Source organism: Mesorhizobium sp. M0185 (assembly GCF_040322175.1).
In the GTDB taxonomy this organism is placed as follows: domain Bacteria; phylum Pseudomonadota; class Alphaproteobacteria; order Rhizobiales; family Rhizobiaceae; genus Mesorhizobium.
Genome location: NZ_JAMYSY010000008.1, coordinates 105,269 through 125,769, shown reverse-complemented (window position 1 = coordinate 125,769; position 20,501 = coordinate 105,269). Strand labels below are relative to the sequence as shown.

Here is a 20,501-nt window from a genome sequence, read left to right as displayed (position 1 = left end):
AGGCTGTGCCGAGAACCAGGACTCTTCCCGTTTTATTCCTTACGGTCGGGGGCACGTCATGGATTTTGATCAGTATTCGCCGACGTCGATGACAGCCTGGGCAAAGGCTTGCGGGGCTTCTTGAGGCAAGTTGTGGCCGATACCGCCGGTGATGATCCGGTGCGTGTATCTGCCCGAGAATTTCTTGGCGTAGGAACTGCTGTCGGGATGGGGTGCGCCATTGGCATCGCCCTCAAGGGTAATGGTCGGCACTGTGATCACGGGAGCTTCGGCCAGCCGGTTTTCCAGAACGTCATATTCCGGCTCGCCCTGTGCCAGGCCGAGCCTCCAGCGGTAATTGTGAATGACGATGCTGACGTGATCCGGGTTGTCCAGTGCTGCGGCGCTGCGCTGGAAGATGTCATCGTCGAAATTCCACTGCGGCGAAGCGAGTTGCCAGATGAGTTTGGCGAAATCGCGCGTGTATTTCTCGTAGCCGGCGCGGCCGCGATCCGTGGCGAAGTAATACTGATACCACCATTGAAGCTCCGCCTCCGGTGCCAGCGGCACCATGCCGACCTGCTGATTTCCGATGAGATAGCCGCTCACCGAGACGATCGCCTTGCAACGCTCAGGCCAGAGCGCGGCAACGACATTGGCCGTTCGAGCGCCCCAGTCGCAGCCGGCGATCGTGGCCTTTTCGATCCCCAGCGCATCCATCAGGGCCATCGTATCCGCGGCGAGCGCCGACTGCTGGCCGTTGCGCATCGTCTCGTCCGACAGGAAGCGCGTAGTGCCGTAGCCGCGCAGGTAGGGCACAATCACGCGGTACCCCTTTGCGGCAAGCAGGGGAGCGACATCGGCGTAGGTGTGAATGTCATAAGGCCAGCCATGAAGCAGGATCACTGGGGCACCTTCGGCGGGCCCCAGCTCCGCATATCCGACGCTCAGATTTCCGGCATTGACCTGCCCGAGCGAGCCGAATGATTTCTGCGTGGCTTGCGTAGCAGATGCCCTCGCCTCGACCGTCCAAGTGGCCGCCGGCTCGCTCAAGCCGAGTTCGGTGGCGGCGAACGTCATTGCTGCAGCACCAACAATGCGCCGGCGGCGATGATCGACCGTGTCGGGAGCCTTACTCGCATTCATGATGAAGCCTCTGTAATGACCAACAAGCAGGAACGACCGGACCGCCCGCCTCATCGGCCGACAGGAAATGTTGCCTATTTCGATGGTGACTGCGGGCGGCGGACCAACCACTGTAACACTCGGCCAGGAGGCAGTGCGGCGAACTCTGATTGAATGCCGGTCAGGTCAAGCGTTTCCTCGATTTCCCTCCTCAGAAATTCGAGACCTAGGCCGTCCCCGCGCTTGGAAGCGGCTGGATGTAGATGTAGCATCCGCAGGAACGGCAGCATGAGAATGACTCCTGATCTTCTGTTTGGGCGAGAGGACATGTTGCATCTGGTCTTATGCTCGAAGTCGCCCTCGGCTTCAGACGAGGCCCTCACGATCCATTGCGATGCGCACGGCCGGTCGGGCAGCCATTCGGACGCGAAGGGCTTGCAAAGGCGCGGGAACAGGGACTTGGAAGCGGGCCGCCCAAAGCAGCATCACGAAAAGATAAAAATCCGCGACGCTGGGCTTGTCGCCGAACAGATAGTCGGTCTCGAGCCCGTCAGCGACGAACTCGAGTTGGCTCGTAATCGTCGCGCTCGCCCTGGCCTTTTCGGCATCGCTGCTTTGGTGCCACATCGGCTTGAAGCTTCGGTGTATTTCAGTTGAGACGTAGGTCAGCGCTTCGAGAAGGCGGGTACGGCCCAACCGCCCCGCCACTGCCAGTGGCGGGTATTGCGACGCAATCCAGTCGAGGACGGCGATATTTTCCGTCAGCGTTTCGCCGCTATCCAGCACGAGGGCTGGAACATAGCCCTTGCGCGTGACGGTAGTGAAATCATCCCCGGAGCCTGTCCGTTTGGTCTTGAGGTTCACACTTTCGCGCTCGAAGGAAACACCGGCCTCTTCCAGAGCGATGTGGTCCGCCAGGCTGCAGGCGAGAGGGCTGTAGTAGAGTTTCACCGCTTTTCCCTTATCTTAGCCCGATTGAATCCCGCAATTGGTCGTCGCCGAGCGGAAAACCTGCCCCGCGCCACGCGAGACAACCGCTCCAGAAACTCGCACTTGGCGGAGACGACGACTACGACACCGACAGCTAGACGTGCCTATGCCGAGGTATGGTCGGGGTGAAGTTCGGATCGCCGTGCGCAATGCCGGGACGTATGCCAGCTCAGCGGCCGACGGTTATCTGGAGGAATCCAGAACCTTCCATGATGGCATCATCGCCGGCCCGGCCAGTCCTTCGCTCAGGAAATCCTAAACGAAAGTATTGGACGCACGTGCCGTTGGCACGATGGCTCACACCCGGCCACGGCCGGCATATTCCGCGCGGCACGAGCAGACTGGGAAACGCGAAAGCCGTGGTCTGACTTTTGCTCGATTGCCACCAACGCGATGACGCAGCTTCCGACAATAGGAGTCGCTATCATGGCCGACCTTTCCGACACCTCCACAGCCGAGCACACGTTGCGCGTCGAGGCGCCCGCCGCGATCGAGGTCGACGTCTCCTCGCTGACGCCGGGAACGTCGCTGATCGTCGACTGGCACGGCAAGCCGGTTGTCGTGCGCAACCGCACCGAAAAAGAGAGGAAGGACGGCCAGGCAGTCAGTCTCGCCGAGCTCAAGGATCCAATTGCCCGCAACGCCAACCTGCCGGCCGATGCGCCGGCAACCGACGCCAATCGAACTATGCCGGGCAAGGAAGCCTGGGTGGTGATGATCCAGGTCTGCACCCATCTCGGCTGCATCCCGCATGGTCAGGAAGGCGATTTCGACGGCTGGTTCTGCCCCTGCCATGGTTCGCAATACGACACTGCCGGCCGCGTCCGGAAGGGGCCGGCACCCGAGAACATGGCGGTGCCGGTGTTCCAATTCGTTTCCGACACCAAGATCCGTATCGGCTGAGGCAGGGGGCATTTCGATGAGCGGCGGCAAACACTCGACCTATACGCCCAAAACCAGAATCGAACGTTGGTTCGACGCCCGCCTGCCGCTGCCGCGGCTGGTCTATGACAGCTTCATCGTCTATCCCGTCCCGCGCAACCTGAACTATGCCTATACGTTCGGCGGTATTCTCACGATCGTGCTGGCTTCACAGATCCTGACCGGCATCGTGCTTGCGATGCATTACGCCCCTGATACGGGGCTGGCCTTCAACTCGGTCGAGCAGATCATGCGCGACGTGAATTCGGGCTGGCTGCTGCGCTATCTCCATTCCAACGGCGCGTCGTTCTTCTTCATTGCCGTCTACATCCACATCTGCCGCGGGCTTTACTACGGCTCCTACAAGGCGCCGCGTGAGCTGCTGTGGGTGCTCGGTTGCACCAACCTCCTGCTGATGATGGCGACGGCCTTCATGGGCTACGTGCTGCCTTGGGGACAGATGTCGTTCTGGGGCGCTACTGTCATCACCAGCTTCTTCACCGCCGTCCCACTGATCGGCGACTGGCTCCAGCAGCTTTTGCTCGGCGGCTTCGCGGTCGACAATCCGACGCTGAACCGCTTCTTTGCGCTGCATTACCTGCTGCCATTCGTGCTTGCGGGCGTGGTGACCTTGCATATCTGGGCGCTTCACGTCGTCGGCCAGAACAATCCGACCGGCATCGAGGTCAAATCGAAAACCGATGTCGTGGACTTCACGCCTTATGCCACCGTCAAAGATGCCTTCGGCATCCTCGTGTTCCTGTTCTTCTTCGCCTATTTCGTCTTCTACCTGCCGAACTACCTCGGCCATCCCGACAACAACAGCATCGCCAATCCGCTGAAGACGCCGGCCCACATCGTGCCGGAATGGTACTTCCTGCCGTTTTACGCGATCCTGCGGGCCATCACCTTCAATATCGGGCCGATCGATTCCAAGCTCGGCGGCGTGCTCGCGATGTTCGGCTCGATCGCCGTGCTGTTCCTGGTGCCGTGGCTCGACACCTCGAAGGTGCGCTCGGCGGTCTATCGGCCCTGGTACAGGGTGCTCTTCTGGCTGTTCGTTGCCAATGCCCTCTTTCTCGGCTGGCTCGGCTCCCGGCCGGCGGAAGGCGCATACGTCGTCATGTCCCAACTGGCGACGCTTTACTATTTTGCGTTCTTCATCATCGCCATGCCGGTGCTCGGGCTGATCGAAAAGCCGCGACGGCTGCCGAATTCGATCACCGAAGCAGTTCTCGAAAAAGACAAGGCCAGCGCCAGAGGCCCGATCGCCGGGCCGGAGATCAAACGTTGAACCGGGCATCGCGGTGATCGTTCATGAACTGGTGGAACTCTCCTCTGGTCTACATCGTGTTGCTCGGCCTCGCCGGGATCGTCGTTTGGTCTCTCATCCCCAGACGCTTCGCCAATGCGAAGCTGGTCGTCCAACTCGGCTTTTTCGTCGCGATGTCGGCCATGGTTCTCCACCTGCGCGTCGTGCCGTACGAAGCCGCAGGAGACAACGAGACAACCGGAGCAGCGATCCTCATCGGCTCGGTCAAGCTGCTCTGGTGGGTTCACCTTGCCTGGGCGCTGATCGGATTTGTCCGTATCTATCTCGTCTTCGAGCGACAGCCGCGCGAGGCACGTCTCCTGCAGGACGTCGTGGTCGGTGTCGTCTACGCTGGAATGTTCCTGTCGATCCTGGCGTTTGTCTTTGCAGTGCCGGTCGGAACGCTCATTGCCACGTCGGGCGTGTTTGCCGTCATCCTGGGACTGGCGCTCCAGAATACGCTTGGTGACGTATTTTCGGCGATCGCGCTTAACCTCGGCCGCCCTTACGTGCTTGGAAACTGGATCATTCTGGGCGACGGAACCGAAGGCCGCGTTGTCGAGACCAATTGGCGGTCGACCCAACTTCTGACCCCGACACACAATGTCGTGGCGCTGCCAAACAGCCTTCTCGCCAAGATCGGGGTAACAAACCTAAGCGGTCCGGACGAGAGCCATGGACTTGCCGTAACCGTCAAGGTGGCGCCAACGAAGACGCCGGCGATCACCGTAGACCTCATGCGCACTGTCTTGCTGAGCTGCAATTCAATCCTCCAGGACCCTTCGCCTTCGGTCACCATCAGAAGCCTGGATGCCGCAGCTATCGAGATCGAGTTGTTTTTTCGCGTCGCAAGTATCGACCAGCGAAGTGCCGCTCGGAACGAAATCTTCGATCTCATTTATCGCCATTCAAAGTCGACCGGCATGCTGCTGGCGGAGCCATTTTCGGGCTCGATTGCCATGACCAACCGGCCGGGCCACGAGACGGCGGCCTCCCAAGGCTTCACCCCGATCGAACTCATCAATTCCATACCGGTATTCTCGGCGCTAACGGATACCGAGCAGGAGTCGCTCGCCAAAGCGGCCTCGGTTCGCACCTACCATAAGGGCGAGATCATCGCACGACAGGGAGAGATGCTGCCGTCGCTCATGATCGTACGGACGGGAGTCATCGTCCGGCAAATTGGCGAGGGCGATGATCAACTGCAGGAGATCGGCCGGCTTGCACCTGGCGATTTCTTCGGCGAGACCGGCTTGCTCGCCGGCATTGGCGAGATGTCAAGTTTGCGGGCAATGACCCCTGTCACGGTTTACGAGATAGACCAGGAAAGCTTTGCGCCGCTGCTGCACGACAGGCCCGAAATGGCCGAAGATCTTGCCGCGACCCTGTCGATGAGGGTGTCGGCTTTTAATGAAAGCGGCATCGCCGAACAGCACCACGCGAACTCCAAATTCGCGCTCCTCAAAGCCATTCAGACAGTCTTTCGCGCCGCTCCGTTCAAGCGCGTTCGAGCACCTGGCTGACAAGGCATGCAGAAGGGCAGAGATCCATGACCATCCGCCAAAGCGATATCACAGGCATCGATACACTCATCCAGCCGGCTATCCGTGATTTTGCGGACGGACTGAAGATAAGGCGCGTATTGCCGTCCTCGAATCGCCTGATGATCGGGCCCTTCATCCTGTTCGACCATTTCGGCCCCGCTATGTTCGACGCAGGTCACGGTTTCGATATGGGACCACATCCGCATATCGGCGTTGCGGCCGTGACCTACCTGATCGATGGCGAGATCGTCCATCGCGACAATTTGGGGTAAAGTGCAGACCATCCGGCCTGGCGAGGCCAACTGGATGACGGCCGGTCGGGCATCGTCCATTCCGAGCGCACGCCACCGGACGTTCTCCGACATGGTCTATGCCGAAATTGTGCTCACGAGCGGTGCGCGCTACCAGGTGAAACCCGAACACCGTGAGCGTGCGATCTACATCGTCGCCGGTGAGGTTGGAATGTCGGCCAGCTCGGTACGTTTCATGAGGCCGAATTAGTAGCTCTGGCGCCCGGCGCTGAGATTGTGCTCCAGGCGCCTGCCTTCCATGCGGCGAGACTGATGCTGATAGGAGGTGAGCCCCTGGCCGAGCCACGTCATATCTTTTGGAACTTCGTCTCCTCTTCAGCCGAACGGATCGAGCAGGCAAAGGCGGATTGGCGCGAACGCCGCTTCCCCGGCGTGCCGGGAGAGCACGAGCTCATGCCTCTGCCAGATGGCAGCGTGTGAGGGATAAGGCAGCGGATGGTGACCTCAGCGCCGCGACAGCTTGACGCCGGGTGGCGCAGGCAGACCACTACGACATCAGGTAGAGATCGTTCATCGTTTCCTCATCGAGCAAACCGTCGAACCAGACGTCGAAGATTGTCTCGAGCAGGAACTCGTCATTGCTTGCTTCGGAAAACAGCGTCAGGGACGCGTGCAACTTCTTCGCATCAACCTCACCGAAGACAGCGCGAGCGCTCAGGCCGGAGAGCCGCTGCAGGGTGCCAACGCATTCCCGATAACGGCCTCCAAGGATCGGAAATGACAGATAAGCGCTGGCTTCGTCGAGCGATGTGATTGCATATGGCTCAGGCGCTGCACCACTTCGCCTTGTGGCCAACCTTGGGAAGATGAACTCCATATAGGGAGTGCACATCATCCCTCGACGTAGAATGGCCAGCGCGTCGTCGTAGACCGGATCCTGTGCGCTGACGAACCTCTGCAAATCATACTCGTCAGGCATTTGGATAGATCCTTGGGAAACCCTCAACATTGGTGCCCTGACTAGCCGTCGACGACATCTGCATAGTCCGGGTGCTTGGCGAAAAAGCGGCTCATGAAGGGACATTTCAAGATCGCTTTACGGCCGGTTTTGCGGAGCAGTTCGAAGGTCCCTTGGGCCAATCGCGACGCGATCCCTTGTCCGGAAAATTCCGACGGGACTTCGGTGTGTATCAGCGCGACCTTCCCGCCCTCGAGCCGATAGTAGGCCGCCGCAAACATATCGCCGGCGATCGGCAGCTCGAAACGGCGCTGTTGGACGTTTTCAACGAGTTGTGCATCCATCTCTATCTCTCGATTGTATGTCACGTCTGTCACCGGAGGGAGATTGGCCGACCGCTATCGCATCGCCGGCAATCGCAGGGTGACGGTCGTGCCTGCCCCGAGCGTGCTCTGAAGGTCGATGCTTCCGCCTGACTGCTCGACAAAGCGCTTCACCATCGGCAAACCGACGCCGCCGAGGCCTTCGCTTTTGGTGGTGAAGAACGGATCGAAGGCGCAGACCATTGTCTCGCAGGTCATCCCGATACCGTTGTCCGCGACACGGATATCTACCTGACCGGCGGTAGAGCTTTCAGAGGCCAAGCCGGCATCGATCGAGATGAAACCGCCGTCAGGCATTGCATCGCGCGCGTTGAACAGAAGATTCAGAACCGCATTTTGCAATCCAAAGCGGTCGCATCTCACCAAAGGCAGGTCGGATCCAACCCGAAGCTCAAGACCGAAATTGGCATCCAAGGCGCTCCGCACGAGGGTTTCGATCTCAGCCAGGCAAGCACCTACGTTTGTGCATTCGATTTCCGCGTGGCTCTCTCGGGCCAGGCTGATGGTTTGCCGGACAAGGTCCCCAGCCCGTTCCAAAGCCGTTTTGGCGCCGGCAATTACAGGCCCAAGCGCCGGAGCCGCTTGGATGCTCGGATCGCGGGCCAGGTGGTTCAACGCCGACGACGCGACCTGAATGAGATTGCCCAGGTCATGGACGATGCCGGCCGTCGACATTTGCACGGACATACTACTTCCAGAACCATCGCGCGGGCTGTCGAAGACATCTTCTTTTATGTCCGGACGAAACATTTCATGCCCCCGCTTGGCTCAGTCGACACCCATTTGCTTCAATACACTATAACTCACGGCATTTATTTTCCATTATATCTAAGAAGGCTCCGATACATACTTCTGTATATCCAAACGATAGACCAAGCTCTATTGATAACCGATTCCGCTGATGTAGTTGGCAAGCAGCCGTTCCTGCAGTTCCTCTTGTTTGAAAAGCGCCTTCATCGCATCACGGATATCGAGGACGCCTAGCGGTTTCGAGTCAGCCCCGAGCACCGGCACATTCTGCAGGCCTTGCGCGGCCATGGTCTGCCAGACTGAATGAAGATCATCATCGGGACCACAGGACACGATGGACCGGCTCATCAATGCCGCAATCGGCGCTTCTGTTGGCCCTGAATTCGCCAGATGGCGGACAAGGTCGGACTTGCTCAGCACGCCTGCCGCCTCCCCACTGCCGTGGCACACCACGACCAGGCCTATTGCGGGCCTGGAAAGTGAGAGTGCCGCACTGCGGAGTGGAGCGTCGACATCGACCACCATGAGACGGGCCGATATTACTGGATGCAGACTGTCAATTCGCATGACGCCCTCCTGAGAGCGCCTCGCGGCCGCGGCCGGGAGGCTGAGATCGGTTCCAGTGTTGGTCGCCGAGCTCGGCGCCTTCGCCCGGCCGGTCAGAATGGCGCACAAACAAGCGCCATTCTGACCCATTCCAAAGATTAGCTCAGTGCTGCTTTGCTCAGGCCAAACTTCGCATCGCCCGAGCCCGGGACGGGTTTGAAGCCGATGTTCAGACGGTTCCAAGAGTTGACCGCCATGACAACGAAGGTCAGATCGGAGATTTCCTTCTCGGAAAGCTGCGACCTGACCCGATCGTAGATCTCGTCGGGGACACCCTGCTCGGGCAGCTTGGTCAAGACTTCCGTCCATGCCAAGGCTGCGCGCTCGCGAGGAACGAACAAGGTCGAATCCCGCCAGGCTGCCAGGTGGTAAAGGCGCAGTTCGCGCTCGCCATGGATCTTCGCCTGTTTGACGTGCATATCGAGGCAGAAGGTGCACCCGTTCAGCTGCGCGGCTCGGACTGCAACAAGGTCGCGGATTGGCTCTTCGATCGACCCCTCTCGCGTCGCACCAAGAAATTCAATAAATTTCTTCAGAAGTTCCGGCGACTGCTCGGCATAACTCGCGCGTTGGGCGACGGCTTTTCCCTTCGGAGCGACCGGTGGCGCTGCAATATTCATTACTTATCTCCTTGAGGTGTTTGCAATCCATTGCAGCGTAAGGATGACCGGTGAGACGAACTGTTGCTATCGTGCCGATGATATGTATTGCCACTCGATTGGGTTGGGGCGCCTAAACCGAAGTATAGGAGGTGGAAATTGGCACCTGACCGCTGCCCCCGGCAATTCGCTTTGGCGCAGGCTTGCGACGGGCGCACAGCGTTTGGGTCACTTGAAGGGCGAGGCTGAACCGACCGGTGTCGATAGAACCTGGATCGAAACGGCGTTCACTCTTCGAAGGGAGCGTTCATCACAAGATCAACTGCCGAAGTCGCCTTGTAGCCTGAAACAAAGCGCTCGCCGAAGTCCCGGGCAAAGTTGTCGTAGGTGGTTTCGGGCCTGATCTCGGCGATATGGCAAAAGCATCGCGTCATCCGCCGCTTCATCCCGAGGCGCGGAAATTCGCCAACGATCTTTGCAATCTCGGCTGACGAAACGAGGCTGTATTGCAAGCCGACGACATCGAGGCAGATGCCGGCTGTGCACAGCGCCACCTCAGCCTCCTTGTAGAGGCCGATCGACGGCGTCGAGTTGAGGGCGACGCTGTCCCAGATCAATTGGGCGCGCCGCTCGTCGAAGCCGCCCTCCCGAACGAAGGCGCGGGCGAGATCGGCGCCTTCCACTTCGAAACGGCGCGGCCCGGCGAAGTCCTCATTGAGCGTGACGTCATGCAACAGGGTTGCAACGGCAACAACCTCCCCGTCGTGCTGGATATTCTGAATCTGTCCGATCCGGGCCGCGAAAAGCCAGGATCGGACCACGTGGTTGAACAGGTAGGGTTCACATCGAGCGCGGGCATGTTCGATCGCTCGGCCAACAAGCGGAGTATCGGGGACCAAAATCCCCGCAAGTGTGCGGATGGCGATCGAATTCATGTCACTGACCGTCCCTTCGCGTACGCCCCGGGGGCTACGATTTCATTTCGCGTTCGTCGTCAGTTCCGTCTCGCTGGTGTCGACGACGAAAATAGCAAGCAGACGAGCGCCTTCCGTCTTGCTGGCGTTTTCGCTGACGGCATGACGGTCGCCAGGGAATTCCGAGAAACTCTCGCCGGCGCGATAAGTCTTCACCGGCCCGTCATTGACCTGGCTTCGGATCGCCCCCTGCAGGACCGTGGCATAGATGAACGCGGATTTGGGATGGGTATGAGCCGGCGACGTACCCCCAGGCGCGTACTCGACGAGCACGGCTTTCATGCTCTTGCCGGGCACGTTTGGCAGAGCCTGGTCGTAGACAAGCTTCACGCTGGCGGCGTCATTGGCCATTGCTGCGGTGACGGAAGCGGCGGCGAGCGCGGCGCAGAGAAGTGTTTTGATCATGTCTGGTCTCCTTGTTGTGCGAATGGCGGGCCTATCCGATGACTACTTACTTCGGTGGTGTGTATCGGCTGAGCCAATCATCGAAACGCACGGCGCCGATGCGCGCGTTCTCGCCGGGCACCAGCGTTCGATCGTCGATTGCCACTTGGCCGTAGTAGAGCGCGCCGGAATCCGGGACGACTTTACGCGGGTCGTTGGTGGCCTTCAGGAAGCGCTCGACAAGGTCGCTCATGCGAACACGCTCCGGGCCGGCAATTTCGATCATGCCGTTCAACGGCGCGGCAATCGCGACGTCCGCCATCGCATCGGCAACATTATCAGCCGCCATGGGTTGGAAGTAGGCCGGCGACATATGAATGGTATCCCCGACGGCGCCCGTGTTTGCGATGGCGGCGGTGAATTCGAAGAATTGAGTGGCGTGAACGATGGTGTAGGGAATTCCGGACTCCCTGATCAGCTGTTCCTGAAGCAACTTGCCGCGGAAATAGCCCATGCCCTGCAGCCGGTCGGTACCGACGACCGACAGCGCCACGTGATGACGGACGCCGGCGGCCGTTTCGGCGGCAAAAAGATTACGCCCGGATGCCGAGAAGAACTCCAGGGCAGCCTTTTCCTCGAACGACGGCGAGTTCGCGAGGTCGACGACGACCTGCGCACCGGCAAGCGCAGCCGCCAGACCCTCTCCCGTAACGGTGTTGACGCCCGAATTCGGCGACGCCGCAAGTACGTCGTGGCCTTTGTTTCGCAGTCTCTCCACGGTCTTTGAACCGATCAGCCCGGTTCCGCCGATGACGACGATCTTCATGTCTAGTCTCCTGGTGTTGCGTGTCTATTTTCGTTGCTCGATCGGATGCTGGGCGTTTCCGGCCTGCTACTGACTGACCGATGCAGCAGCATCCTCGATGAGTGACGTGACCTCGTCGGGATGCGAAACCATGAGCGCGTGGGACGCACCCTCGATGACGACGGTCTTTACCGCGTGCGCACGCTTGGCCATGAAGCTCATGACGGCTGCCGGAATGTTGCGGTCATCCGAGCCATAGATCATGTAGGACGGCAGCGTCTTCCATGAGGCGACGCCCGAGGCTTCAGCCAGAGCCGCCTGCGCAACAGGGCGTTGAGTGGCAGCCATCAGCAAAGTCTGCTCTTGCGGAACGTCGGCGGCGAACTGCGCGCGGAACTTGGCCGGCTCGATGAAGAGGTCTTGTCCGCCGTCCGGCAACGCGACGGGAGCAAGCGCGCTCCCCAAGGTGCTGCCGGGAAACATGCTGGACAACGTAAGGCTCGATTCGCCGGTATCCGGCGCGAAACCCGCCACGTAGACCAATGCCTTCACATTGGGATTGCCATTGGCGGCCTCGGTGATGACAGGCCCGCCGTAGGAATGCCCCACCAGCACGACCGGCCCGGAAACCGACCGGATGATGGCTGAGACTGCTTTCGCATCGCTGGCAACGCCGCGGAGCGGATTAGCTGCGGCTATCGCTACATAACCGTCCTTGCTGAGCTTGGTGATGACTGCATCCCAGCTCGACGAATCCGCGAAGGCGCCGTGCACCAGTACGATCGTCGGCTTGGGCTGAGAATTCGCGGCCTGCGCCATCCCGCCGCCCGACGCGGCAAGCGCTGCGGTGAGGGCCAGGACTCGAGTTATGTTTCGCATTTGCTTTCTCCCGTGTGGCCTGTGGTGACCAATGCTCAGGAGCATGCGCCGACGCGGCCCGCCAACCTATTGTGCGGAAGGGTCTGTCATACAATGCCAAGGTGCAGGGTAGGTCACCGGGGAGATCAGGTGCCCTGCAGCATAATTGAGGTATCTATGCCGGGTGTGCATTGTCGGCGATCGCCGGAACAGACACTGAGGGCGCGCGGCCAGAGAGTTGTGTTTGCAAGACGCCGCTGCCGCCGTGGCGAGAACCTGGCGCGGTCGATCCGTTGAGCGCTGGTGAGCCGGCCGGATCGAACACGGCGGCAAAGCCTCCTCTCGTCAACGACATAGTTCCTGGCCTTCGGCCCGCATCGCCCAAATGCCTTGGTATGGGTGAAACAGCCGGACCGGCGTTATTCGCCAGTCTATTGGCGCGACATCGCAGTCGTGGCTCAGAGCACTGCCATCCCGCCGTCGACCCGCAGATTGATGCCCGTGACGAAACTGCTCGCGTCCGAGGCAAGGAACAGGGCGGCTTTTGCCAGCTCTTCCGGCTGCCCCATCCGGCGCAGGGGAATTGCCTCCGCCATCACCTTTTCAAACAGCCCGCGCTGCTCAAACGGTACGCCTAGCTTATCGAGAATAGCCGTATCCACCGGACCTGGGCTGAGCACGTTGACCCGGATGCCGCGAGACTTCAGTTCGATCGCCCAACCGCGCGCAAAGGCATTTATGGCCGCCTTCGAGCCAGCGTAAACAGCATGACCGTCCAGAACCTTCTCGCTGGCCAGCGAGCGCATGACCGGAATCAGCTTCTGGACGCCGAAGAAGACGCCTCGCGTATTGACGGCAAATTGCGCATCATATTCTGCCTCGGAGACGTCGGCCGAGTGCGTGATGGTGTTTATGCCGGCGTTCGCCATATAGATGTCGAGCGCCCCGAACCTCTGGCGGATCTGCCGTGCTACCTCGTCATGGTGCGACACGTCGGCCACATTTCCCTGAATGCCCAGCGCGCCTGCCCCGATCTGTGCGACCGCTTCCTCGACCGCCTGCCGCCGGCGGCCGGTAATGACGACTTGCGCGCCCTCGGCCGCAAAGATTTTTGCAGCCGATAGTCCGATCCCGCTGTTTCCGCCGGTGACCACCGCGATCTTGCCCGAGAGTGCGCCCATTTCGTTCCTGCCTTCGAAAAATAGTGCCGGTGCTGCTGCGATAGTCGCAACTGCTGGCCAAGAAAATTTCACGCCGAATTGAGACCGCCAAAATGAGCGGCAATCGCAAACGGCTACCGATTGATAAACTCCCGGTGCTTAGCCAGTTTGACGTCTTGGAGAGCGCTTTGGCCTTCAAGGCAGAACAAGCGCGCGGCGGCGACCCCCGACAGCGCGACGTAGTGTCGAACGCCGGCGATCGCCTCCGCGCTGCACAGGCGCAGTTGGCCGAGTGGCAGCCGTGGCGCAGCATATGTTTCGCGCCTCTGCCAGCGCTCCAGCTCGATGGCGCAGTGGTTCGGTTCCACAATCCGGGACATGAGCCGACAGAACCAGCATTCAGGCCACCGCTCGGCTATGCGAGCGCACAAGGTTTGACCTGGCGCGCCACCCGACATGCGGTTCAGGGCGCGCGAAGTATTGCCAAAAGTGGTCATCGGCGGCTCCAAGGAATTGCGGACAACATGCGGTCGTGACTGAGGGCGTGCTATCCTTTGATGAAGGCGAGCAGGTCAGCATTGACCTGATCTTGGTGCGTGGCCGTGATCCCGTGGGGCGCGCCGGGGTAATAGATGTCCTTTGCGCCTTTGATCAATCGGGCCGACTTGACTGCCGAGTCCTTGACCGGGACGATCTGATCGTCCTCGCCATGCAAGACCAGAGTTGGCACATCGAACTTCCTGAGATCTTCGGTGAAGTCGGTCTCGGAGAACGCCTTGACGCTTTCGTACGCGTTCACGAGACCCGCCTGCATGCTCCAGAGCCAGAACTGATCCAGAGTCCCCTGGGAAACCTTGGCGCCCGGCCTGTTCGCGCCATAAAACAACGGTGCGAGGTCCCGGTAGTACTGCGAACGATCCTTGACGAGGCCAGCCCTTATGCCGTCGAATACCTCGATCGGCAGACCTTCCGGATTGGCCGGCGTTTTCACCATGATCGGCGGAACAGCGGCGATAAGAACAGCCTTGGCCACCCGCTTCGTCCCGTGCCGTCCGATATAGCGAGCAACCTCGCCTCCTCCGGTGGAATGGCCGACCAGCGTGGCGTCCCGGAGATCCAGCGCCTCGATCACGGCTGCAAGATCGTCCGCATAGCCGTTCATGTCGTTGCCGGACGTGGCCTGGCTCGATCGGCCATGGCCGCGCCGGTCATGCGCAACGACGCGAAAGCCGTTATGGGCAAGAAAGAGCATCTGGCCGTCCCAGGCGTCGGAATTCAGCGGCCAGCCGTGCGAGAACGTGACGACAGGACCCTTGCCCCAATCCTTGTAGTAGATTTCGGTGCCATCCTTGGTCGTGATGGTGCTCATCGTCGTGGTTCCTTTGATTGAGGGGGAAGAGGGAAGGTTTTGTTTTCGGCTCGTTGCCGAAGCAGCGCGGGGCAGTCCGGCGGCAACCGTAGAGATCAGGCCTGCCAACAAGACATCGCGGCGAGATCCGCCGACGGAGAAAAGTCCGTCTTTGTTCATCATGTCCATCCATGTGCTTTGAACATCCTGCTCACCATCACGACCGTCGAGTCGGCCTGTGCGGTCGCGTTCGGGGAGGAGCGAGCGAGGAGCGGTAGAAACGCGACGGTCGTGATGGCTTGCGAGGAACAGAATGCACCGATCCGGGCCGCGAACCTACTCTACGGAAGCATCTGTCATACGATGCCAAGGTGCAGGGCAGGCACGCCGAAGATAGGGCCGGGCTAAGGCAAGCTCTTATAGACACACGTCAATTTAGGCTTTGGGTAGCGGCGCGGGGACCGACGCGGCATGGCCGGCGTCAGTTGCTGATGCATGAAAATGTTGCGAGTTTGTCGGTCAGACTGGCGCTGCCAAAGAGCGCCGCTCAGTGGTAACCGATGTTTGGCGCGGGCCTTGCCGCGAAACACCAACAGGACCACCGATGTACATCAGGATCACCCGCAGCAGCACGAGCGTACCAACAGGCAGGAAGGCCTGGGCGCGCTGAGAAAGCACCTGAAATGGCCGGGCGGGCCGGGCGATCCTATTGGATGGGGCATGGATCGGCTTGTGCCAAATTCTAGACCTCGCGCATCGGCGCGGGCAGCGTTTCCCACGCCCGGATCAGCTCACCGATGGAAGCGGCTTCCATCTTGCGCATGACGTTGCCGCGGTGAAGCTTGACCGTCACTTCACTGATGCCGAGGTCGAAGGCGATCTGCTTGTTGAGGCGTCCGCGCGCCACTTCACGCAGGACCTCGCGCTCGCGCGGCGTCAGCGTCTCGACGCGCTCGATATTGCGCTTGACGATCACGGCATCCGCCCGCCGCTTGGCATCCACCGCAATGCCGGCGATCACAGCGTCAAGCAGCGTCTGATCCCGCACCGGTTTGGTGAGAAAGTCCACGGCGCCGGCCTTCATCGCCTGGACAGTCATCGGGATGTCGCCATGCCCGGTCAGGAAGATGATGGGCTTGGGGTTGCCGTTTTTCGCAAGATGGTGCTGCAGATCGAGACCGCTCGTCCCCGGCATGCGCACGTCGAGGATCAAGCAGCCGGGGCTCTCCAACACGTCGGCGTCAAGCAATTCACGGGTTGAGGTAAAGCACACCGGCAGGAAACCCGCCGACAGGATCAATTCAGACAGCGCCTCCCGAACAGAGGCATCATCATCGACAATAATGACCAGCGGCTGCTCGGCTTCAGCCCTTCGCTGCTGTGATGATGGCGTCGATCTCGGTAAGGGCAATTGGTCAACTCTCATGTTTAGCCTCCGTTTCTGGGTTGCGTAAAGCGTCGCCGATCGCCGCAAGCAGTGCCTGGCCATCGAACGGCTTGCGGAAAAGCCCGCCAATGCCCTTGGCGCGGTGCTGATCCACTATCTCGTGGCGGCCGGTGATCAGGAACACAGGCAAATCCGGACGCGCCTTCTTGACCAAGTCGCGAAGTTCAAAGCCGTCCATGCCGGGCATCCCGATGTCGGTGATAAGCATGTCCAATCCAGACAGGCCGCTGACCAGCAACGACCCTGCCGACGAGAAGCTGCGGGCCACATAGCCGGCGGACTCCAGAAGGTCCTCCAGCGACTCGAGCAGTCTTGGGTCATCGTCGACAATCGCCACGACAGGCCTCCGCTTGCTCACCCTCAGTTCCCCCCTGCCCGGCGCGAGTGCGTGATCGGTATTCCCAGTCGCTCGGCGATGCGAACGAGGTCGGCGAGCGACGCCGCGACCATCTTCTGCATGACGTTCCTTCTATGAATTTCCAGCGTAACTTCGCTGATCCCCAGTTCAGCGGCCGCCTGCTTGTTGAGCAGGCCGCTGACCACCAGGGGCAGCACCTCACGTTCGCGCGGCGTCAGCTCGAGATAACGTTGCTTCAACACGCCCAGCTCGGCGCGCTCCGATCGCTGTACCCGATCCTGGGCAATCGCCGCATGGATTGCGGCCATGAGGTCTGCATCGCTGAAGGGCTTAGTCAGAAAATCCACGGCGCCGTGCTTGATCGCACGCACCGAGGACGGGATATCGCCATGTCCCGTCAGGAAAACGATCGGCGGATGATCGCCCTCGGCAATCTGCCGCTGCAGATCGAGGCCGTTAATATCCGGCAACTCGATATCGAGGATGAGGCAGGCAGGGACGTCCGGCTTGTCAGCGCGGATATAATCGCCCGCCGATCCGAACGCTACGGCACGCATGCCATGTGCGGCCAGCAGCTCACTGAGCGCCTCCCGGATGCGTTCATCGTCATCTACGATGAAGACAATTTGGCCGTCCGTCGTCATGACGCCGCTTTCGCTTCAATCGGCAACGTGAAGATAAACGTCGCTCCACGTGGTTCGTTCTTCTCGACCCATAAACGCCCGCTGTGCGACTCGATGATCGAACGGCAGATCGCCAGTCCCATGCCCATCCCTTGCTCTTTCGTGGTAAAGAACGGTTCGAATATCCGGTCGGGAAACTCGACGCCCCGGCCGCGATCTCTGACTTCGGTCTGGACAACATCCCCGATATGGCGCACGCGGATGCTGATAACTCCGTCATCCGCACCAGAGTCCATCGCCTCCATGCCGTTGCGGATGAGATTGACCAGAACCTGCTGGATTTGGACGCGATCGAACGCGACTAGCGGAATGTCGCTTCCGACATCAACGCTGGTGCGAACGCCCCGACGCATCGCTTCCTCGGCCACGAGGTCGCGTGCCTCTGCGATGACACTGCTGAGCGTCGCATTGGTCCTCGTCTCGGTGGATTGCTTGAACAGCGCGCGGATGCGGCCGACGACGTCCGCCGCCGAATTAGCGTCCCGGATTATGCGCTCGGCCGTAATCTTCGCGCGTTCGACGTTCGGAGGGGCGGCGGACAGCCAACGGTGGCATGCATGGGAATTGGCGACGATCGCGGCCAGCGGCTGATTCACCTCGTGCGCGATCGAAGCGGAAAGCTCGGCGAGACTTGCAGCCTGAGTGGCTTGCGCGAGTTTGTCGGAGGCTTGTCGCAGCGCTTCCTGGGCGCGCACCTCTTCGTCGATGTCGAGGGAAACCCCGTACCATTGCACAACCGCCCCGTCTTCATCACGCCGCGGCTCGACCCTGCACTCCGCCCAGCGATAGCCATCTGTTTCGCGCCAGCGAAACCGCATCGCGGAACCGCCGCCTGTTTCGAAACAGCTCAGCAACGTGCGCAGCACCTCGGGAGCATCTTCGGGATGAACCAGTTCTTGCAGCAATTCCTCGATGCGCGGCTCTCCGAGTGTTTCGAAATTGGCGATGACGGCGCGGGAATGGTCCTGGTATCGCTTGTTGAAGTAGACCGGCCCGCCGGTCGGCACCGCGCTCCAAATGCGGACCGGCACAGCGTCGATCATCTGCTGAAGCTGCAATTCGCTCCGCCGCAGCGCCTCTTCGGCTTGCATCTGATCGTCTATGTCGTGACAGAGGCCGTACCACTGCACGATCAGGCCAGCGTGATCGCGCATCGGCTCTGCCCGGCTCGACATCCAGTGATAGACGCCATCGGCGCGGCGTAGGCGATACCTCATGGAGAAGCGCTCGCCGGTAGCAAGGCAGTGACTGAGCGTATCGCCGAATGCTGCTGCGTCGTCCGGATGGACGGTGGCCGCTATCATCGCCGCCAGCCGGCCGATGCCCTGTTTGTCCAAATCCGTTGCGTCAAGGCCGAGAAAGTCGACCATTCGCTTGTTGAAAAAGGTCGGCTCGCCGTCCGGCGTCAGGCGCCAAACGTGGCTCGGAACCATGTCGACAAGCTGCGAGAGCTCCCGCTCCCGGTCGCGTAATGCCTCCTGCGCGCGCACCTCATCGTCGATGTCGATGCTGGCCGTGTACCATTGCACGATCGCCCCACTCTGGTTCCGCAGCGGCTCGGCGCGGCCCTCCCTCCAGCGGTAGACACCGTCAGCGCGACGCAGGCGATACCTTATGGGATAGGGTTCGCCGGTGGCGAGGGAGCGGCTGAGCCATTCTCTCATCCTGGGTCCATCGTCGGGATGGACGGCTGCCGCGACCACGGGCGCCAGGCGGCTCGTGCCCGGCTCGTCCCAGTCCGCGATGTCGTTGAGGCCGATATAGTCTGTCGTGCGCTTGCTGAAGAAGGTTGGTTCGCCGTTGGGCGCCATACGGGCGATGTGAGCGGGGATCATTTCGACCAGCAACGAGAGTTCTCGCTCCCGCTCCCGCAAGGTCTCCACACTTTGGCGCAAAGTGAGCACCGCCGCCTGATGCTGCCTGGAAATGGCGGCCACGACGAGCGCCGAAAATGCAGAGATGGCCAGAAAAAGCTGCAGCATGATCTGGTTGTGCTTTTGGGACTCGGGATCGCCGGCAAATTGGCTGGCGCCGGATATCGTGAATACCGCCGTGATCAGAGCGAGGACGGTCAATGCTACGGCGGCGCCTCTGAACTCAAAACGCACCGCGGCCCAAAGAAGAGGCGGCATGATGATGTAGGCGAAGGGCAGATAGCCGCTCAAGGAAAGGGCGGCGATACCAAGAAAGATCAGCCCCAGGACGCAAGCTTCCATCCATCGCGCTGCCGAGAGCTGCGCCTTGCCGCGCCAGTTCTGGAACACGACCAGCGCCAGTGGCGCTACGATCAGGACTCCCGTCGCGTCTCCGATCCACCACAGCGGCCAAGCCGTCGCAAAGGTTTGCGCTTGTATGCCAAACCATGCAAGCGCCGCACTTCCCACCGTCGCGCTTGCAACTGGCGCAATTCCAGCGGCCAGTACGACGAATGCGAGAACGTCCCGCAACGTTTCCAGCCGAACTGGGCGCTTGCAGGTCTGGTTCACAAGCCATGCGCCGGATACCGCTTCAAGAGCGTTGCCGGCAAAGATCAGGAAGGCCGCGGGCAGCGGAGTGTGGAACCACAAGAAGTTGCTGAACAGTTCCGCCACACAGGCCCCCAGCACCCACCACGGCCAGCTATACCTGGAGGCGAAGACAAGCGTAGCGATGAAAAGCCCGCTCGGAGGCCAAATGGAAATCCCTGTTCCAGGTATGATTGCGAGCGACTGGGCGAAGCCGCAGCCCAGGACATAGGCCGTAATAAAAAGCCCCAGATGCAAGAATCGGGGACGGTGCGACCAGGCGCGCGACAACCCGCCTCTTTCAATGTCGCGGATCAGGTTGCCGCGAATCAGGCCCGGTTCATTCGTCGCGGAAGGTCGGCCACTTCCCGGTCCGGATCGGTCCAAGTCATGCGTTAACGCGCGCGTTGCGTTGGAATCGGTCTCGCCAAGTGAGTTGGGCGCTATCGTCATCGGGTGCCCCTGACGGACAAACAAACTCTGGAGATTGTCGGCGCTTCGTGTAGCACTTGCTCTTGATAGCTGGACTGGGCTGACGGACTCACGTCGCCACCCTAATCCC

The 20,501-nt window shown here is 60.6% G+C and carries 22 protein-coding genes and 1 pseudogene; 5 read left to right on the top strand and 18 right to left on the bottom strand.

Features of this window, described 5'->3' with window-relative positions:
- Positions 1-69 precede the first annotated feature (69 nt).
- Entirely contained in the window at positions 70-1,125 is a 1,056-nt protein-coding gene (locus NKJ20_RS09215; RefSeq protein WP_352743671.1) for an alpha/beta fold hydrolase, read from the bottom strand.
- A 345-nt stretch (positions 1,126-1,470) separates the two neighbouring features.
- Positions 1,471-2,055: a glutathione binding-like protein gene (locus tag NKJ20_RS09210; RefSeq protein ID WP_352743669.1), complete on the bottom strand. Its 585-nt coding sequence runs from the start codon at positions 2,053-2,055 to the stop codon at positions 1,471-1,473.
- Positions 2,056-2,412: 357 nt separating this feature from the next.
- Here NKJ20_RS09210 and petA point away from each other — a divergent pair, with 357 nt between their 5' ends.
- From petA to NKJ20_RS09185, 5 genes and pseudogenes are all read left to right on the top strand, one after another.
- Positions 2,413-2,997, top strand: coding sequence for a ubiquinol-cytochrome c reductase iron-sulfur subunit (gene petA / locus NKJ20_RS09205; RefSeq protein ID WP_502902802.1), 585 nt, complete (start codon positions 2,413-2,415; stop codon positions 2,995-2,997).
- Between the two features lie 16 nt (positions 2,998-3,013).
- Complete coding sequence (locus NKJ20_RS09200; RefSeq protein WP_352743667.1) at positions 3,014-4,309, top strand: cytochrome b; 1,296 nt, start codon at positions 3,014-3,016, stop codon at positions 4,307-4,309.
- A 23-nt stretch (positions 4,310-4,332) separates the two neighbouring features.
- Positions 4,333-5,850: a mechanosensitive ion channel family protein gene (locus tag NKJ20_RS09195; protein WP_352743666.1), complete on the top strand. Its 1,518-nt coding sequence runs from the start codon at positions 4,333-4,335 to the stop codon at positions 5,848-5,850.
- Between the two features lie 26 nt (positions 5,851-5,876).
- Positions 5,877-6,143: a pirin family protein gene (locus NKJ20_RS09190; RefSeq protein WP_352743664.1), complete on the top strand. Its 267-nt coding sequence runs from the start codon at positions 5,877-5,879 to the stop codon at positions 6,141-6,143.
- A 213-nt stretch (positions 6,144-6,356) separates the two neighbouring features.
- Positions 6,357-6,602: pseudogene (locus NKJ20_RS09185) on the top strand (pirin-like C-terminal cupin domain-containing protein); the annotation flags it as partial.
- A 67-nt stretch (positions 6,603-6,669) separates the two neighbouring features.
- Here the strand turns inward: NKJ20_RS09185 and NKJ20_RS09180 are convergent.
- The 16 genes from NKJ20_RS09180 to NKJ20_RS09105 form a co-directional block, all read right to left on the bottom strand.
- Entirely contained in the window at positions 6,670-7,101 is a 432-nt protein-coding gene (locus NKJ20_RS09180) for a DUF1810 domain-containing protein (protein WP_352743662.1), read from the bottom strand.
- A gap of 41 nt (positions 7,102-7,142) precedes the next feature.
- A complete protein-coding gene (locus NKJ20_RS09175) occupies positions 7,143-7,424 on the bottom strand; it encodes a GNAT family N-acetyltransferase (protein ID WP_352455795.1) in 282 nt (93 codons plus the stop codon).
- Positions 7,425-7,478: 54 nt separating this feature from the next.
- Entirely contained in the window at positions 7,479-8,213 is a 735-nt protein-coding gene (locus tag NKJ20_RS09170) for a sensor histidine kinase (RefSeq protein WP_352743660.1), read from the bottom strand.
- A gap of 129 nt (positions 8,214-8,342) precedes the next feature.
- The gene (locus NKJ20_RS09165; protein ID WP_352455793.1) at positions 8,343-8,780 is read right to left on the bottom strand and encodes a CBS domain-containing protein; all 438 of its coding nucleotides are present in this window, start codon (positions 8,778-8,780) and stop codon (positions 8,343-8,345) included.
- A gap of 137 nt (positions 8,781-8,917) precedes the next feature.
- Entirely contained in the window at positions 8,918-9,439 is a 522-nt protein-coding gene (locus tag NKJ20_RS09160) for a carboxymuconolactone decarboxylase family protein (protein WP_352449835.1), read from the bottom strand.
- Positions 9,440-9,705: 266 nt separating this feature from the next.
- Positions 9,706-10,152 carry a hypothetical protein gene (locus NKJ20_RS09155; RefSeq protein WP_352612463.1) on the bottom strand — a complete coding sequence of 149 codons (447 nt, stop codon included), beginning with the start codon at positions 10,150-10,152 and terminating at the stop codon, positions 9,706-9,708.
- A gap of 243 nt (positions 10,153-10,395) precedes the next feature.
- Positions 10,396-10,797, bottom strand: a complete 402-nt coding sequence (locus NKJ20_RS09150; protein ID WP_352743658.1) for a cupin domain-containing protein — start codon at positions 10,795-10,797, stop codon at positions 10,396-10,398.
- A gap of 46 nt (positions 10,798-10,843) precedes the next feature.
- On the bottom strand, positions 10,844-11,602 hold the full coding sequence (locus tag NKJ20_RS09145; RefSeq protein ID WP_352743656.1) for an SDR family oxidoreductase: 759 nt from the start codon (positions 11,600-11,602) through the stop codon (positions 10,844-10,846).
- Positions 11,603-11,668: 66 nt separating this feature from the next.
- Positions 11,669-12,460: an alpha/beta fold hydrolase gene (locus NKJ20_RS09140; protein WP_352743654.1), complete on the bottom strand. Its 792-nt coding sequence runs from the start codon at positions 12,458-12,460 to the stop codon at positions 11,669-11,671.
- 437 nt (positions 12,461-12,897) lie between these two features.
- Positions 12,898-13,620 (bottom strand): SDR family NAD(P)-dependent oxidoreductase, encoded by a 723-nt coding sequence (locus tag NKJ20_RS09135; protein ID WP_352743652.1) that lies wholly within the window; start codon positions 13,618-13,620, stop codon positions 12,898-12,900.
- A 113-nt stretch (positions 13,621-13,733) separates the two neighbouring features.
- On the bottom strand, positions 13,734-14,096 hold the full coding sequence (locus tag NKJ20_RS09130) for a hypothetical protein (RefSeq protein ID WP_352743650.1): 363 nt from the start codon (positions 14,094-14,096) through the stop codon (positions 13,734-13,736).
- A gap of 50 nt (positions 14,097-14,146) precedes the next feature.
- Entirely contained in the window at positions 14,147-15,130 is a 984-nt protein-coding gene (locus NKJ20_RS09125) for an alpha/beta fold hydrolase (RefSeq protein WP_502902801.1), read from the bottom strand.
- A 559-nt stretch (positions 15,131-15,689) separates the two neighbouring features.
- A complete protein-coding gene (locus tag NKJ20_RS09120) occupies positions 15,690-16,373 on the bottom strand; it encodes a response regulator transcription factor (protein WP_031211078.1) in 684 nt (227 codons plus the stop codon).
- The gene (locus NKJ20_RS09115; protein WP_352619259.1) at positions 16,363-16,752 is read right to left on the bottom strand and encodes a response regulator; all 390 of its coding nucleotides are present in this window, start codon (positions 16,750-16,752) and stop codon (positions 16,363-16,365) included. Before NKJ20_RS09115 ends, NKJ20_RS09120 begins: the two co-directional genes overlap by 11 nt.
- A 2-nt stretch (positions 16,753-16,754) precedes the next feature.
- Positions 16,755-17,396, bottom strand: coding sequence for a response regulator transcription factor (locus tag NKJ20_RS09110; RefSeq protein ID WP_352622879.1), 642 nt, complete (start codon positions 17,394-17,396; stop codon positions 16,755-16,757).
- Positions 17,393-20,230 carry a sensor histidine kinase gene (locus tag NKJ20_RS09105; RefSeq protein WP_352743719.1) on the bottom strand — a complete coding sequence of 946 codons (2,838 nt, stop codon included), beginning with the start codon at positions 20,228-20,230 and terminating at the stop codon, positions 17,393-17,395. Before NKJ20_RS09105 ends, NKJ20_RS09110 begins: the two co-directional genes overlap by 4 nt.
- Between the last annotated feature and the right edge of the window lie 271 nt (positions 20,231-20,501).

Bases quoted from the DNA above. Each gene is read 5' to 3' on its own strand.
- NKJ20_RS09120 (WP_031211078.1), bottom strand. From the start codon at position 16,373: ATGAGAGTTGACCAATTGCCCTTACCGAGATCGACGCCATCATCACAG.
- NKJ20_RS09200 (WP_352743667.1), top strand. From the start codon at position 3,014: ATGAGCGGCGGCAAACACTCGACCTATACGCCCAAAACCAGAATCGAA.
- NKJ20_RS09170 (WP_352743660.1), bottom strand. From the start codon at position 8,213: ATGTTTCGTCCGGACATAAAAGAAGATGTCTTCGACAGCCCGCGCGAT.
- NKJ20_RS09160 (WP_352449835.1), bottom strand. From the start codon at position 9,439: ATGAATATTGCAGCGCCACCGGTCGCTCCGAAGGGAAAAGCCGTCGCC.
- NKJ20_RS09190 (WP_352743664.1), top strand. From the start codon at position 5,877: ATGACCATCCGCCAAAGCGATATCACAGGCATCGATACACTCATCCAG.
- NKJ20_RS09110 (WP_352622879.1), bottom strand. From the start codon at position 17,396: ATGACGACGGACGGCCAAATTGTCTTCATCGTAGATGACGATGAACGC.
- NKJ20_RS09165 (WP_352455793.1), bottom strand. From the start codon at position 8,780: ATGCGAATTGACAGTCTGCATCCAGTAATATCGGCCCGTCTCATGGTG.
- NKJ20_RS09195 (WP_352743666.1), top strand. From the start codon at position 4,333: ATGAACTGGTGGAACTCTCCTCTGGTCTACATCGTGTTGCTCGGCCTC.
- NKJ20_RS09140 (WP_352743654.1), bottom strand. From the start codon at position 12,460: ATGCGAAACATAACTCGAGTCCTGGCCCTCACCGCAGCGCTTGCCGCG.
- NKJ20_RS09215 (WP_352743671.1), bottom strand. From the start codon at position 1,125: ATGAATGCGAGTAAGGCTCCCGACACGGTCGATCATCGCCGCCGGCGC.
- NKJ20_RS09150 (WP_352743658.1), bottom strand. From the start codon at position 10,797: ATGATCAAAACACTTCTCTGCGCCGCGCTCGCCGCCGCTTCCGTCACC.
- NKJ20_RS09125 (WP_502902801.1), bottom strand. From the start codon at position 15,130: ATGATGAACAAAGACGGACTTTTCTCCGTCGGCGGATCTCGCCGCGAT.
- NKJ20_RS09180 (WP_352743662.1), bottom strand. From the start codon at position 7,101: ATGCCTGACGAGTATGATTTGCAGAGGTTCGTCAGCGCACAGGATCCG.
- NKJ20_RS09135 (WP_352743652.1), bottom strand. From the start codon at position 13,620: ATGGGCGCACTCTCGGGCAAGATCGCGGTGGTCACCGGCGGAAACAGC.
- NKJ20_RS09175 (WP_352455795.1), bottom strand. From the start codon at position 7,424: ATGGATGCACAACTCGTTGAAAACGTCCAACAGCGCCGTTTCGAGCTG.
- NKJ20_RS09130 (WP_352743650.1), bottom strand. From the start codon at position 14,096: ATGACCACTTTTGGCAATACTTCGCGCGCCCTGAACCGCATGTCGGGT.
- NKJ20_RS09145 (WP_352743656.1), bottom strand. From the start codon at position 11,602: ATGAAGATCGTCGTCATCGGCGGAACCGGGCTGATCGGTTCAAAGACC.